Genomic DNA, 13,698 nt, shown 5'->3' on the forward strand with positions numbered 1-13,698 from the left:
TTGTATAGTTCTAGGAGCCGCCCTCCTTGATCTGCCCGAGTATGGTCTCGTCGGTGATCTCCGTGTCCCTGGCCAGGAGGAAGGCCTTGCTGAGGATCAGCGCCAGGCGGTCGTCCTCCTCGAACGGCAGGAACAGCCGATCGACGCGCCGCCGCTCGGGCACGATGCACAGGTAGACGTCGCCGGGGTCCATGAGGATGTTCGCGCTGCCCAGGTGGATCTTGTACGTGCGCAGGTCGCCGCGCACCACCAGGAACCGGTCGGTGAGCGTGCAGCGCCCGCCGATGGCCGTACGGGGCAGGATGCGGGCCAGGGCGTCGCGCCGCACCTCGCCCGACGGCTGCAGGGCGCCGACGGAGGTGTCGCGCCAGTAGGTCCGGTGGCGGTCGTCACCACGGTCGGTCCAGCTCGGGTCGGCCGCGATCGACGTCACGGCCACGAACAGGTCCACGTCCCGCATGGCCTCGCCGAACACCAGCGGCGGCACCTCCGCCAGCGGCGCCTCCAGCCAGGCGCCCTGCTCGTCACGCCGGTGGAAGCGCACCTGGTCAGTGGTGGCGCACTCGCCTGGCCCGTCGTAGAGGTAGTCGTGGTGGAACGCCACCCGCCAGCGGCCCTCCGCCAGCACCCGGGTGGCGGCGTCGGTGCCGCCGCCGTCCCACGGGCCCAGCATCTTGGAGTCCCAGTTCCTGGCTCGGAACATCGCGTAGAGGCGGCGGTAGTCGACGACGTGGGCGGCGAAGCGGTTGGAGTAGACGGCGGTCTGCTCCTCGGCCGGGGTCAGGGGATAGACCTCGCGGAAGGCCTGCTTGAACGGCTGCCTGACCCGCCCCTCGGTCACAGCCTCCCGCCAACGGGCCGTCTCGCCGGCTTCGGCCCGCGCCGGATGCCACAACCGCACCCGTGCCTGTCCTGCTTCCGGCGGGATGTCCGCCGTGCGTGGCTGCGGCGCGAAGACGGGTGATGGGGTCCGCTGCTCCGGCGCGAAGGCGGGCGGGAGGGTGCGCCACTCGCCCGGGGCGACCTCCACCTCCCAGATCAACCGGTCCGCCACCGTACCCGCGATCGGATGCCCTGCGACCCTCTCGCGCCACACCCCGTACGGCCAGGACATCTCCCCCGCGAACCCGCCCTCAAGAGCCCGGCACAGCGTCGTCACCTGCCGCCGCACCTGCTTGACCAGCTCGCGCAGCCGCTTGACCTCCTCGGCGTGCTCCCTGCGCACCGCCGCCGGCACGCTCTTCAGCGCCTTGCCACCCTGGCGGAAGCCCAGCTCGAACTCGCCGCCCGAGCCGGGCGCGACCACCGCCGTGTACTCCCCCAGCGGCACCTCCAGCCGCCCTCCCGCCGAGAACCCCAGGTCCGGCATGCGGAAGGCCACCTCGACCCGATCGGCCAGCCCCGGCTCCGCCTTCTTGATCATGCGGTCGAGCTGCTTGGTCACCCCGGCGTGCCGCGTCGCCGCCCGCGCCGCGCGCAGCGCCGTGATCGCCTCAGGAGTCGGGAACCGCCCGACCGCCCGGCCGATCTCGAACAGCAGCGCCTGCGACGGCAACGTCTTGGCCGCCGTCGGCGCGACCGCCACGCGGGCCAGCAGGCTGTCGAGCAGCTCGGGCAGCCATGGCGCGTCGCAGTGCAGCGCCAGGCGGGCGGCGCGGCCGAGCGCCGCCACCTCGGCCGCGCTGAACGCCTTGTCGGCACGGTACGGAAGCTCGCCCGCGTGGATGGCGGCCAGTCTCGTATCAGCGGCCTCAAGCGCGGAACGGGCGAAGTCCGCGTACGGCGTCAGGGCGGCCAGCCGATCCCACACGCCCGGCAGTTCGGGCGGCGAGCCGTATGAGCGGGGCCCGATCTCGGCCACCAGCGCCCTGTCGGCGGGGCCGAGCCCCAGCACCACGTCACGTTCGGCCACCGCCAGCGACCCCTGCGGCTCGTCCATCGGCTTGCCCGCCCCTTCGATCCCGGCCACCGCGAGCAGTGCGTACGGCTGCTCCAAGCGCGCGTTCGCCACCATGAACTCGGTCAGCACCCGAGCAAGCCCGGCCAGCGCGGCCGTCGGCGCCCCGCCGGGGCAGCGCAGCAGCGCGCCGGCCGCCAGGCACACGTCGGCCCACTTGCGTCTGTCCAGGCCTTCGACCAGCGCCTCGTACAGGGCCAGGCAGGATTCGGGGGTGAACTCCGGTTGCCGCTGCCTGACCTCGTCCTCGACGGCGAACCGCATCGACATGGCGGGGCCGCCGCCGCCTGTGGTGCGGTAGGCGAGCGGCAGGAGGTGGCCCAGGTCGAGGGCCGTCAGCCGGGACATGTCGGGCCACGGGGCGGGGTAGCCCATGCCGGGCTCGGTGAGGTGGCGGTGGAGCTGGCGGGCCTCGGGGGAGAGCTGGTCGGTCACGTTCACGAGTCAGCAGGTTGCCGTAAGCCACCGACAAAATGCGATCAGGTGGCGAGCTGAGTGAGGAGCGAGGGAAGTCGGCGAAGTGAGTGAGGTAGGGCGAGCGGGCCTGGGCGGGGGCCGAGCGGGGCTGGGCAACGCGCGGCGTGCGGGGCCTGGGCGAGTCCGAGGGTGGGCAACGCGCGGCGCGCGGGGCTGGGCGAGTCCGGGGTGCGGGGCGCGGGCGCTCAAGCCCTCGCCGCAAGCTGCCCCTCCTCCAGCCACTCACTCGCGATGAACGACCTTCTTCGCAGACCGCCCGGGATACACAACGATCAGGTGCTCCTCAGAGCCAGCCGTCTCCTGCTCCCCCACACGCGCGTAAACCCGCATCCGATACCGCCCAGCACCATCGATGGCCAAGTCCGGCAGCGGCCCGAGCGCCCCGCTGTCACCCCCCTCCGGGTACGCCGGCACGCCGATGTGCCCGCCCCGGCTGACGATGCCCACCTCCACCACCTGATCCCAGCCCTTGAGCCGCAACGGCGGAGCACTGCGAAAGGCCTTCACAGTGAGACACATGGGCTGGTTCTCACCAAAGGTCACGACCGCGGCGCTACTCCCGGCAGCATGGATGAACCCGTCGTCGATCGCCTCGAACACGTCTGCGCCGGGCCCTCCCTCTGTGTCGTCAAGGTCGTCGTAGACGTAGTACCCGCCCCCTTCGAAGAGCTGGTAAGCGGCCGTCCCCTGCCTCACGGCACGCACCTGAGGCCACGGGTCGGCGCAGTGGGCGTTGGCCTCTGCGAGCCTGGCCCGCCACGCGGCCTCCTCCTGCGCACGTCGCCGCTGCGCGTGTGCCGCCTGCGCCCGGTGCCGGGCCGCGGCGCCGGGGCACAGGTACTCCAGCGCGTCACCGACCAGGGTCGTGTCCGCCGGCTCCGCGCCCAGGCGCCGCAGTGACGCATGCCGTTCTTGGACGTCCGGAATCGCGCACAGCCGTCTGCCGTGGGCCACGACCTGCTGGTCCGGCAGGTCGGAGGGGAACATCGGCGTCCCGGCGGAGCCGTCCCTGGCTAGGCAGAGGAAGGTGGCGCGCCGGTCCTGCGGGCGGGTGCCGGCGTAGGGGCGGAGCCGCCCGGCGCAGTCCTGCTCGGTGCCGGTGAAGCTGTGCCGGGCGTCTTCCTCCGCGCCGACCGCGAGCAGCGGCAGCAGCAGCGCGACGGGCAGGAGCGACCGCGTCTTCCAGAACCGCCGCCGGTGGACGGCTTGTCCTGGCTGGGCGAGCTCGTGTGCGGTGCGTGCCAGCCAGACCGTGGAGAGCGCATCCAGCGTGTCCGACACGACTCCGAGGCCCCTGGGCAGGGCGATCAGGAGCAGCGGTGCGACGAGGGCGACCCACCCGATGGTGACCGTGGCGTCGCTCCACCGCCCGTCGCGGCGCTGCCCGACGAGGATCATCACCGTGAACGCGATGCTCGCCGGCGCCAGCACCCACAGCACGGCAGGCGTCAGCTGGAAGAACGACACGAGCGGCAGCGAGCCGATCAGGCCGAGCGCGAGGGCGATCGCCCGGAACCGTGCCCCGACCCCTGACAGCACGCGCACCCACAGGACCATCGTGGCGGCCCACACGATCCGGCTCACGACGATGTCCGCGACGTCGGACAGCTCCTCCACCAGCTCCCAGAGCAGCAGATCACCGGCGATGCCCAGGTAGAGCAGGCGCCGCAGCCAGACCACACCACCCGGTAAGCCCGCGACGCGCGGCAGCGCGGGACCGCGCAGCACCTGCCACACCATCCACGCGTTCAGCGAGCCGATCGCGACGAGCATCGGCCCCACCCAGGACCCTCGCAGAATGACGGGCCACGCCTTCATGCCCGTCGCGGCGATCGACAGCGCCACCAGGTCGCGGGACACGACGGCGTAACCGGTGGCGGCGGCCACGGCCGTCAGGTAGAGCGCGGCGACGACGGCGGCCGGGCGCCCGAAGCGGTAGCGGCCGGCGGCGGCCCAGAGGCGAGTGACGATGCGGAAGATCATAATGGCGGGCGAGGCCGGCGGGTTGAGGCCGTGACCGAGCGGGAACAGCGGGTTCTCCGTGTCGCCCGGCACGTCCGATCTGCTGCGGCGGACCTCGTCCATGCTGCTGGGCAGCTCGAACGGCAACCGCCCGACCGGCTCGGCACGACCGAAGAGCACGTCCAGCACGGCCTGGTCGCTCGCCCCGTACTCACCGATCAGAGCGGCGGCGCGGGCGGCGATCTCCGGGACGACCGCCGGGCGCTCCAGGCGGAGGACGACGACGGTGAGGCATGCTGGAGCTACGCGAGCACCTCGACTCGCAGCGCCTGCCGGCCGAGAGCCGCACGTTGCCGCGCCTGGAGCACATCGTCCAGCTCGCCGAGTACAACGCCACCAGGCCGGGCGTGGCGCAGGCGTTCACGGTGCTGCCGGCCGAGAGCGTCACCGAGGGGCACCCGGTGCATCACGACTTCGTGCGGCGCCACGCCCGGATGCGCGAGCTGACCGCGACGGCGCTCGCCGCCGAGCCGGGCGAGGACCTGCCGGGCGGCCTCACCCCCGCCCAGGCCGCGGCGCTTCTGCTGGCCGCGCAGGACGGCGTCCAGCTCCAGTGGCTGCTGGATCCCGCCGAGGTGGGATCTGCCGGCCCTGGTGGCGGCGTTCGCCCGGCTATTCATAACGAGACGATGACAAGGCTCGATCTACTTCATGAAGGCCCAGAAGCGCTCGTAGTTCCCGGTGGTCGACAACGTGCGCGGCTCGGCCCTGTCCAGGTACAGGACGCCGTTGAGGTGGTCGGTCTCGTGCTGCGCGATGCGCGCCGGCCAGCCCGACAGCTCCGTCTCGTACGGGCGCCCGTCGCCGTCGGACGCCGACAACCGCACCCGCGCGTGGCGCGCGACGACCGCGGTCAGCCCCTCGACGCTCAGGCAGCCCTCGTAGAAGGCGTGGTAGCGCGACCCGACAGGGGTGACGACGGGGTTGACGAGCTCCAGCCTCGGCTGCGGCTCCCGCTCCCGCTCGGCGGCGATCTCCGCCGGGACTTCGGCCGGATCCTCGATGACGGCCAGCGCCAGCGGGATGCCGACCTGCGGCGCGGCGATCCCCACCCCGACGCCCGGCAGGTGCGCGAACATCGCGTCGAGCAGCTCGCGCAGCAGGGCGCCGGGCAGTTGCCCGTCGTACCGCTCGGCCGGGCCGCGCAGCACCGGGTCGCCGATCTGCGTGACGGACCACGGCCTGGGCGCCGCCAGCAGGGCCTGCACCTGCTCGATCAGCTTGTCGCTCATCGGGCGCCTGCCGTGGTCGCCGGGCGGGTGCTGCCGGTGGGGGTGGGCTCGGGTGCCATGGGCGGCGGGGTCCTCTCGTTCGGCGGTCGCTGAGCAGACGGTAGAGCATCCGCCCGCCGAAGCGCAGCACCGGCCCTGCGGGTGAGCAGCCGTGGCCGGGGCGGGCGAGCCGGTCAGCGGCGTGGAAACGCGGTTCGGGCGAGTGAGCCCGTCATGGGCGTGGAGCCGCGGCCTGGGCGGGCGAGCCCGTCAGCGGTGTCGAGTCGTGGTAGCGCACCTCGTACACCCGCTCGGTGAACTTCCACCCGTCCCCGGTCCGCCTGTACTGATCGTGGTAGATCGCGAAGTTGAACTCCGAGCGCCCGTCCACCAGCCGCCCGACCTCCTGCATGTACGCGCGCCCGTGGGCGGTGTCCCCCTCGATCCTGATCACCCCGGGGTGCGTCGTCTGCACCAGGAACTCCACGAACCCGGGCACCCGCCTGCCCCACGTGCGGATCTCCTCCGGCCCGGCCAGCTCGGCCGGGATGTTCGGCATGCGCAGCACGCCGTCCGGCGTGAACAGCGACGCCAGGCGGTCGTAGTCCCGCATCATCGCCGCGTCGGTGAACTCGCCGCGCAGCGCCTCGATCTCGACCCGGTCGGCGATGGCCTGGAAGTCGTTCATCGGTCCTGTCTCCTGCTTGTCGGTTTCTCCTCAGGGGTACGACGAGACGACCGGCCGGAATGTGAGGCGCGCGCGGCGAGCTCAGTGGTCGGTCGCCAGGTGCAGTTTGAGCAGGTCCACGCCGTAGTCGTTGCCGTTCGGGGTGCGGATGATCGTGTGGATGTGCTGCTGCGTGGGGTCCCCGCCCATCGGCCCGTCCGGCATGCCGCCGCCGGGAGAGCCCGTCGGGCGGGCTTCCGGGGTGCCGCTCTGCCGGGTCACCGCCTTCTCGCCGTACGCGAGCGGGGACTGCGCGTCGTACTCGATGAGCACGACCGGGCTGTGCACCCGGTAGTAGAACGCGGAGTCGTCGCCGGTCTCGCCGATCCAGTAGAAGTAGGTCTTCGCCACGTGCTCGCGCACCTCCTTCATCTTCACCTCGGCGTGCGCGTCGTCCAGGTAGCCGACGTAGACGCGGACCAGGTCGAGCAGCTTCTGCCGCTGCGCGGCGGTCATCTCGGAGCCGGGCAGCCCCTGGTAGGGCAGCTCCAGGTTGTCCGCGCCCGCGCCGGCCTTCATGTTCACGCCGCTCTTCTGCTCCGACGCGGAGACGGCCTTGGCGCGCTGCTCGCCGGTGAGCGCGCGCAGCATGGCCAGCCCCGCCCGCGTCTCCTTCTCGAACGTGGTGATCTGCTCGCCCTGGTAGGTGGCCGAGGTCGGCTCCGAGCCCATGAACGTCGGGGTCATGACGACCTGGTCGCCGAGGACGAAGTAGTTGATGGCGAGGTGGTGGCCCTCGTACTGGAAGCCCCACGGGCCGGTGGCGGACGGCGTGCCCATGAACGTGAAGAAGTAGTGGCCCTCGGTGAGGGTCTCCTTGCCGCCGCCGTTGTAGTCGCCGAGGAACGCGTTCAGCTTCATGATGTTGCGGCTCAGGGTGAGCCCCTCGGCGGACAGGGCCGCGCCGAGCAGCGCGTAACCCAGCTCGCGCTGCGCCTCTGTCAGGTCGCCCATGCGGACGCCCTTGCGGTCGTACCCGTCGACGTTGCTCCAGGCCAGCCACTCGTCGGCCCGCACGTCGAACAGCGTCTCGCCGCGCTGCTCGGCGGAGAGCCCGGCCAGGAACGCCTGGGCGGCCTTGACGATCGCGGCGGTGGAGACGCCCGTGGAGTGGACGGCGTAGAGGTCCTCGACGACCTTGCCGTCGGTGGTGACGCCGACGAAGTCCTGGTACTTCACCTCGCTCGCGCCCGGGCCCATCCCGCCGCCACCGGGCGGGCCGCCGGTCGGCCCGCCGGTCGCGGCGCCGGTGGGGGACGTGGTGGTCTCTCCGGCTGCGCAGCCGGTCATGGTCGCCACAGCGGCGACGCCGCCGAGAAGCAGCGCCCTGTTCAGGAACCAGCGGCGGCTGCGCTCCGCTTCTGGGGTACGAGGTGCGTGTCCGTGCATGTCCTCAATGTCGGGGGCCAAGATGAGGAACGCCTGAAGGGACCCTTTGAAATGGCTTGCCCGGGCAACTGCGCGCTTTATGCTCGCCGTATGCGCGGGCCGCTAATCGGCCGTGGCGCGGGCAAGAGGAAAGGCCCCCTATTCCAGAGGGCCTTTCGCGGGCGAATCTAGTGCGCGGCCTCGTACTTCTGGATCACCGACGAGGCGATGCGGCCCCGCTCACTGACCGGCAACCCGTGCGCCTTCGCCCACTGCCGGATCTCCTGGCTCTTCTCCTTGCTCATGGCCCGCGTCGCGCCGCCGGTGGGGCGGCGGCCGCGGGGCCGCGACGTGGCAACCGGTTCGTCGCGGCGCGCCTTGGCGATGAAGGGCGCCAGGGCCGCGCGCAGCCTGTCCTCGTTCTCGGGCTTCAGATCCATCACGAAGCGGTCGCCCTTGATGCTGAAGGAGACCGGGTTCTCGTCCTCCATCGGGGAGCCGTCGAAGTCGTCCGTGATCGTTTCAATCAACCTCTTGGCCATGCTGGCACTCCAATTCAGCCCCAGGTTGTGCGGTACTGTAGCGCGTCGCGCGATGCCGTCAAGCCGTATCGAGATTTACCGGAAATTTTCTGTGCGCGGAGTGGCGGATCAGCATGAGTTCGCCTCGGTCATTCTACCTAAATTAATCTCCGCACCGGAAGATTCCATCATCCAGGGCGGCGCATTGAGCGGTCACCCGTTTCTCCGGAACCCGCCCTGCGGCGGGCTCCCGGACCCTTTCGGATATGTCATTATGGACGTTTCGACCACTCGGCTGCTGTGATGAATGCGGCTGGGGAAGTAATTTGCTGCCATGCCGAGGTCATGGGGCGCAGGTGCCGTCCTCCCGCGCAAGACCGCTCGCCTTTCCGTCGCCGTCGCCGTCATCCTGGGAAGCTGGGCCGGCGCCCCGGCCGCCGCCTTCGACGACGCGATCACCGCAACCGATCCCATCATCGTCTGGGACAGGCACGCCCAGACCGCCATCTACGAGATCGCCCGCCAGCCGCCACAGGTCACCTCACGCGGCTTCGCGATGGTGCACGGGGCCGTCTACGACGCGGTCAACGCGATCGCGGGCACCCCGTACCAGCCGTACCTGGTCGCGCCGCGCGCCACCGGGCGCGAGTCGGCGAGCGCGGCCGTCGCCACCGCCGCGCACCTCGTCCTGGACGCCCTCTTCCCCGCCCAGCACGACCGCCTGGCCGCCGAGTACGACGAGGCGCTGGCGCAGATCCCCGACGGCGCCGCCAAGCAGCAGGGCATCGCCATCGGCACGCGGACGGCCACCGCCATGATCGCCGCCCGCCGGAACGACGGCGCGTTCGGCGACCAGACCTGGCCCGTCGGCACCCAGCCCGGCCAGTGGCGGCCCACGCCTCCCGCCTTCGCCTCCGACGGCGCCTGGGTCGGGCAGCTGAAGCCGTTCGTCATCCCCGGCGCGGCCATGTTCCGCACCTCGGGGCCGCCCGCGCTCACCAGCCGCCGCTACGCCCGCGACCTGAACGAGGTCAAGACCATCGGCTCAGCCGCCAGCACCACCCGCACCGCCGACCAGACGCAGGCCGCGATCTGGTGGCACGACCGCCGGCTGGCCGAATGGGAGATCAAACGGCAGCTCGCCACGTCCCAGCGGCTGGACACGCTGCGGACGGCGCGCATGTTCGCCATGACGAACCTGGCGGAGGCCGACGCCACCATCGCCTGCTTCAACGAGAAGGCGGCCTGGGCGTCCTGGCGGCCCATCACCGCGATCCGGCTCGCCGACACCGACGGCAACCCGGCCACGTCCGCCGACCCGGAGTGGACGCCGCTGCTCGTCACCCCGCCGCATCCCGACTACACCTCCGGGCACGCCTGCTTCACGGCGGCGAGCATGGCGGCGCTGGCCCGGTTCTACGGGCGCGACGACATCCCGTTCAGCGGCTACAGCGCCGACTCCGGGACCACGCGGCACTTCCGGAGCTTCTCCCAGGCTCTTGACGAGGTGATCGAGGCGCGGGTCTGGGGCGGGATCCACACGCGGGCGGCGGACGTGGCGGGGGCGGGCATCGGGAAGAACGTCACGGCTTACGTGGCCGCGCACGCCTTCCGCCCGAGGCACTGACGCGAGGAAGTCACCGGCTGAAGTCGACGTCCTTCGTCTCGACCGTGCCACCCGTGCGGCCGGGCGCCGTCTGGTGCTTCCAGTACAGGTTCGTGTGCGCGATGACCTGGTCCGGCGGCGGCGCTCCCCACGTCGACATGTCCTCCGTCGTGTGCGCGTCGCTGACGAGGATCGCGTCGTACCCCCTGACGAGCGCACCGTGCAGCGTCGAACGGATGCAGGCGTCGGTCTGTGCCCCGGCCACGACCAGCCGCCCCACCTCCAGCCCCGCCAGCACGCTCTCCAGCGTGGTGTCCTCGAAGGAGTCGAGGTAGGTCTTCTCGACCAGCGGCTCGTCCTCGCCCCTGGACAGCTCAGAGACGATCTGCCAGCCGTCGCTCTCGCGCGGCATGCCCTCGTCGTTGTGCTGCACCCAGACGACGGGGACCTGCTCGACCCGCGCCTTGTCGACGAGGCTCGCCACGTTCGCCACCACGGCGTCGCGGGCGTGGGCCTCGCCTACTGTGCCGTTCTGTACGTCGATGACGAGGAGCGCGGTCTTCGGCCGGTTCTCCAATGTGGTCACGTCTGTCCCCTTTGTGCTTGTCGTGGAGAGACCGTACACCTGTCACGGTCTTCCTGGTAGGTGGCGATTGTGCAGGTAGCGGGCTTGTGATCGCGTCAGGCTGGGCCGGCGCGCAGCATCGCGGCGACGTCCGCCACTCGTTCGGGAGCGGTCAGGACCTCAGCGCCGTAGATCAGGGCGGTGTGGGTGTTGTAGGCGGCCCTCCTGGCGTCGGGTAACAGGGCGTGCCGTACGGAGATCGCCGCCTGCCAGCGCGGCCGGACCGCCTCCCGCTCCGCCTCGCCCGGCCGGTGATGCCACGTGCAGCTCGGGCAGGCGGGCATGCCAGTCGCGTTCTCGGTGGAGAAGATGTTGCGGCCACTGGCCGGGGGGCGGTGCGGATCGGCGGGCGGGCCGGTCATCCACTCGCCGGTGGCCGCGTCGATCGGATGGCCGGTCAGCTCCGACTCGTAGTCGCGAATGAGCGCGGCAAGCGGAGAGTCGCACCCGACCGGACTCACCTCGCCCCACTCAGCCTCACCCCGCTCGACCTCACCCCGCTCGACCTCATCCTGCTCGACCTCACCCCGTTCGACCGCGCCTCGCTCAGCCTCGGCCAGGGCGGCGGTCAGCACCGGGTGGGAGGCCACGCCGGCCACCTCGCACTGGCGGCGGGCCTCGGCGACCGCGGCCCGCCGCTGGAGGCCGGGCGGGGCGTCGTCGATGGCCTGGGCGAGCTCAGGGCGGAAGGCCCGCAGGGCGCTGCGGGCGAAGGGGTCGCCTTCCCGGGGATCGGCGGGGGCGGCGTCGGTGATGACCCCGCCCAGCAGCGGCATGTCCAGCAGTGCGGGGGTGAACAGCACGCCGGAGATGCGGGAGGCCAGGGCGAGGGCCGCGGGAACGGTGCCGGGAAGGTACTGGAGCTCCTCGTCCGGTTCGGGTTCCAGGCCCAGCTCGCGCAGGTCTTCGTTCAGCGCGTCAGGGCGGGTGCCCCAGCGCTCCTGGGGCAGCTGCGGGCGGAACGCCGTCCGGATCCGGCCGTCCACGGCGTGCTCGAAGTCGTGGGACGCCGCGTAGTCGTGGCGCATCACGGAGACGGCCTCGCCGCCGTCGCGGGTCAGCTCGCGCAGGGTCTCGGCGCGGGTGCCCTCCCAGCCTCCGTACTCGAAGGCGATCGTCCAGCCGCAGGCCCGGGTGACCAGCACCAGGTCGCAGCAGCCTCCGGTCACCTCCATGCGCTCCACGACCTCCTCGTCCTCCACGGGGTGGATGTTCTGGTCGGCCACGCCGAACCGGCGGAGCGTCTCGCGCTCGTCCAGGCCGCGGACGAAGGTGACGGTGAAGATCTCCTCCGCCCAGTCGCGCACCCACGCGTAGTCGGAGGGCATGACCTTGCTCATCGGGCTCCCTTTTTCATGGTCGCGGCGAGTATGGCAGGCGGGTCCGACAAGTTGGCCGTGTCGTCGTGGCGGCGGCGCTCGCCGCCCCGCCAGCCGCGAGAACTTTCTGCGTGAAGCCGGGTGAGCTGGACATTTTTCGGCCCGAAGTCCTCCTCAGGGGTAGCGGGCAGACCAGGTGGTGGGCATAGGCTGACAGTGCCCCGACACGTGCCCGTCCCCCCTGGGCTCTGATGGAGGTCCGCTGCTGTGCCGTCGCTGACGTTCAGTTCCCAGTACCTGCCCGGCGTGACCGTCATCGCGGTGGCCGGACGGGCGGACATCACCACCGCCTACCTCCTGGACGACTACATCGGCCGCACCCGCCGCCACCCCGGCGACCACCTCGTGCTCGACCTGAGCGAAGTGCCCTACCTGGGCGAGTCGGCGCTGCACGTCCTGCTGCGCGCCCACACCGTCGCCCGCCACCACGGCGCCGGCCTGCACCTCGCGGCGTTGCAGCGAGGGCCGGCGCACCTGCTGCACGCCACCGAGGCCGCGGGCGGGCTGAACGTGCATGACACCTTGGAGGGGGCCATCCGTGCCGCGCTCCGGGCGGCGCAGCCCGTCCCTGTCAGCGGCCAGGCCGCCGGTTGAGGCTTTGACCGGATTCGCCGTGGTGTGAGACCGGGACCCGTCCCGGAACATGGGCCGTCCTTGACCAAGTGCTGGGTGATCGGCCGCCCGCTGCGCGATCCTTGGCAGAGAGAACGCTGAAGACCGAGTGCGATGGCGGATCCGTGGAACAGCTCGAATACCGAAAGCTCATCAGGGTGCTGGAGCAGGTCGCCACGGCTCGGCAGGGGGCGCTGTATCCGGTGCTCGCCGACTCGCTGGCCGTCCATCTCGGCTGGAAGGACGCGTTCGTGGCCGAGAACCCCGCGTACCTGACGCTGGGCGGCGGCGGCGAGGAGCAGTACCGCACCATGTTCCGGCCGGACTTCGTGGAGGAGTACGCCGAGCGCTGGCGGTTGAACAACCCGTTCGCCTCGCGTGACGGGGTCGCCTGCCTGACCCGTCACGGGGTGGCGACCCTCGGGCAGTTGCGTCTGCGGGCGACCGGTCCTGAGCGGGACTTCGCGGACACGTTCCTGCGCCGTAACGGCATCGACGACATGCTGAAGATCGTCGTCAGGTCGCCTGCCACGGGTGCGGTCAGCACGTTGGGGGTGCCGTTCGACGGTGCGCGGCGTGCCATCGAGCCGGGAGATCGGCTGATGGCGGCCACGCTGGGGCCGTTGCTCAGCCCGTACTTCTACGCGGCTCTCGCGCCGCCCCGCCCCCAGTAGCCGCCGCGGGGAGGGTGGCGCCTGCGCGCGGTGGTCTCAGGCCTCCGCCCGGTACGCCTGCGCGCGGTCCCAGGCCCCGTCCCGTACGCCGTCGTCCCGTCAAGACCTCCCGCGAGCGGCGGGCGCGTCAGGTTCGCATCGTCGAGGCGTCGTCACCGGCGTTGTACGTGCGCAGCGCGCGCAGCAGCCGCGTCTCCTGCCGGCCGAGCGCGTCGGCCAGCAGGTTCAGCCCGGCCCCGATGTTGCCGAGCTGCGTCCCGCGCGCCTGCCAGTAGGCGCGGCCGTAGTCGTCGTCGCCCAGGGCCGTGCGGGCCACGCTCGCCGACGTCTCGAACCGGGTGTCGGTGCCGGACACGAGACCGGCCACGTCGCTCGCCCCGCGCGCCAACCGGCGCAGCTCGCTCCTGCTGTAGACGACTCCGTCGAACTCCACGAGTCGGCAGCGTAGCCGTCATCGCCCGCCAAATGTGGATCTATGTCGCATACGTAGGAGAAGATGAGACGCAAGAGGCCGTTGAG

The 13,698-nt window shown here is 71.6% G+C and carries 12 protein-coding genes and 1 pseudogene; 3 read left to right on the plus strand and 10 right to left on the minus strand.

Annotation, left to right across the window (positions count from 1 at the left end; all coding sequences use genetic code 11):
* Nucleotides 1-10: 10 nt before the first annotated feature.
* The 7 genes and pseudogenes from FXF51_RS45235 to FXF51_RS45260 all read right to left on the minus strand — a co-directional run bounded on the left by FXF51_RS45235 (nt 11) and on the right by FXF51_RS45260 (nt 8,304).
* Nucleotides 11-2,398 (minus strand): DUF4132 domain-containing protein, encoded by a 2,388-nt coding sequence (locus FXF51_RS45235; protein ID WP_148440973.1) that lies wholly within the window; start codon nt 2,396-2,398, stop codon nt 11-13.
* Between the two features lie 258 nt (nt 2,399-2,656).
* Nucleotides 2,657-4,672: pseudogene (locus FXF51_RS62190) on the minus strand (hypothetical protein); the annotation flags it as partial.
* 26 nt (nt 4,673-4,698) lie between these two features.
* On the minus strand, nt 4,699-5,076 hold the full coding sequence (locus FXF51_RS61315; RefSeq protein WP_187414935.1) for a hypothetical protein: 378 nt from the start codon (nt 5,074-5,076) through the stop codon (nt 4,699-4,701).
* A gap of 24 nt (nt 5,077-5,100) precedes the next feature.
* Nucleotides 5,101-5,688, minus strand: a complete 588-nt coding sequence (locus tag FXF51_RS45245; protein WP_148440974.1) for a peptide deformylase — start codon at nt 5,686-5,688, stop codon at nt 5,101-5,103.
* A 211-nt stretch (nt 5,689-5,899) separates the two neighbouring features.
* Nucleotides 5,900-6,355, minus strand: a complete 456-nt coding sequence (locus FXF51_RS45250; protein WP_148440975.1) for a nuclear transport factor 2 family protein — start codon at nt 6,353-6,355, stop codon at nt 5,900-5,902.
* 81 nt (nt 6,356-6,436) lie between these two features.
* Nucleotides 6,437-7,783: a DUF3500 domain-containing protein gene (locus FXF51_RS45255; RefSeq protein WP_148440976.1), complete on the minus strand. Its 1,347-nt coding sequence runs from the start codon at nt 7,781-7,783 to the stop codon at nt 6,437-6,439.
* A gap of 167 nt (nt 7,784-7,950) precedes the next feature.
* Nucleotides 7,951-8,304, minus strand: a complete 354-nt coding sequence (locus FXF51_RS45260) for a histone-like nucleoid-structuring protein Lsr2 (RefSeq protein WP_148440977.1) — start codon at nt 8,302-8,304, stop codon at nt 7,951-7,953.
* Nucleotides 8,305-8,617: 313 nt separating this feature from the next.
* Here FXF51_RS45260 and FXF51_RS45265 point away from each other — a divergent pair, with 313 nt between their 5' ends.
* Complete coding sequence (locus FXF51_RS45265; RefSeq protein ID WP_148440978.1) at nt 8,618-9,910, plus strand: vanadium-dependent haloperoxidase; 1,293 nt, start codon at nt 8,618-8,620, stop codon at nt 9,908-9,910.
* A 10-nt stretch (nt 9,911-9,920) separates the two neighbouring features.
* On the opposite strand, the gene FXF51_RS45270 is transcribed toward FXF51_RS45265, so the two are convergent.
* On the minus strand, nt 9,921-10,475 hold the full coding sequence (locus FXF51_RS45270) for an isochorismatase family protein (protein WP_148440979.1): 555 nt from the start codon (nt 10,473-10,475) through the stop codon (nt 9,921-9,923).
* Between the two features lie 95 nt (nt 10,476-10,570).
* Complete coding sequence (locus tag FXF51_RS45275; RefSeq protein ID WP_148440980.1) at nt 10,571-11,854, minus strand: DUF6461 domain-containing protein; 1,284 nt, start codon at nt 11,852-11,854, stop codon at nt 10,571-10,573.
* Nucleotides 11,855-12,100: 246 nt separating this feature from the next.
* On the opposite strand from FXF51_RS45275, the gene FXF51_RS45280 reads away from it, so the two are divergent.
* Together FXF51_RS45280 and FXF51_RS45285 are read left to right on the plus strand one after the other, a co-directional pair.
* The gene (locus tag FXF51_RS45280) at nt 12,101-12,487 is read left to right on the plus strand and encodes an STAS domain-containing protein (protein ID WP_148440981.1); all 387 of its coding nucleotides are present in this window, start codon (nt 12,101-12,103) and stop codon (nt 12,485-12,487) included.
* 143 nt (nt 12,488-12,630) lie between these two features.
* Nucleotides 12,631-13,179: a hypothetical protein gene (locus tag FXF51_RS45285; RefSeq protein WP_148440982.1), complete on the plus strand. Its 549-nt coding sequence runs from the start codon at nt 12,631-12,633 to the stop codon at nt 13,177-13,179.
* Nucleotides 13,180-13,306: 127 nt separating this feature from the next.
* On the opposite strand, the gene FXF51_RS45290 is transcribed toward FXF51_RS45285, so the two are convergent.
* Nucleotides 13,307-13,612 (minus strand): hypothetical protein, encoded by a 306-nt coding sequence (locus FXF51_RS45290; protein ID WP_148440983.1) that lies wholly within the window; start codon nt 13,610-13,612, stop codon nt 13,307-13,309.
* Nucleotides 13,613-13,698 lie beyond the last annotated feature (86 nt).

This window comes from Nonomuraea sp. PA05 (assembly GCF_008086045.1).
Taxonomy (GTDB): Bacteria; Actinomycetota; Actinomycetes; order Streptosporangiales; family Streptosporangiaceae; genus Nonomuraea; species Nonomuraea monospora.

Bases quoted from the DNA above. Each gene is read 5' to 3' on its own strand.
- FXF51_RS61315 (WP_187414935.1), bottom strand. From the start codon at position 5,076: ATGAATAGCCGGGCGAACGCCGCCACCAGGGCCGGCAGATCCCACCTC.
- FXF51_RS45245 (WP_148440974.1), bottom strand. From the start codon at position 5,688: ATGAGCGACAAGCTGATCGAGCAGGTGCAGGCCCTGCTGGCGGCGCCC.
- FXF51_RS45250 (WP_148440975.1), bottom strand. From the start codon at position 6,355: ATGAACGACTTCCAGGCCATCGCCGACCGGGTCGAGATCGAGGCGCTG.
- FXF51_RS45255 (WP_148440976.1), bottom strand. From the start codon at position 7,783: ATGCACGGACACGCACCTCGTACCCCAGAAGCGGAGCGCAGCCGCCGC.
- FXF51_RS45260 (WP_148440977.1), bottom strand. From the start codon at position 8,304: ATGGCCAAGAGGTTGATTGAAACGATCACGGACGACTTCGACGGCTCC.
- FXF51_RS45265 (WP_148440978.1), top strand. From the start codon at position 8,618: ATGCCGAGGTCATGGGGCGCAGGTGCCGTCCTCCCGCGCAAGACCGCT.
- FXF51_RS45275 (WP_148440980.1), bottom strand. From the start codon at position 11,854: ATGAGCAAGGTCATGCCCTCCGACTACGCGTGGGTGCGCGACTGGGCG.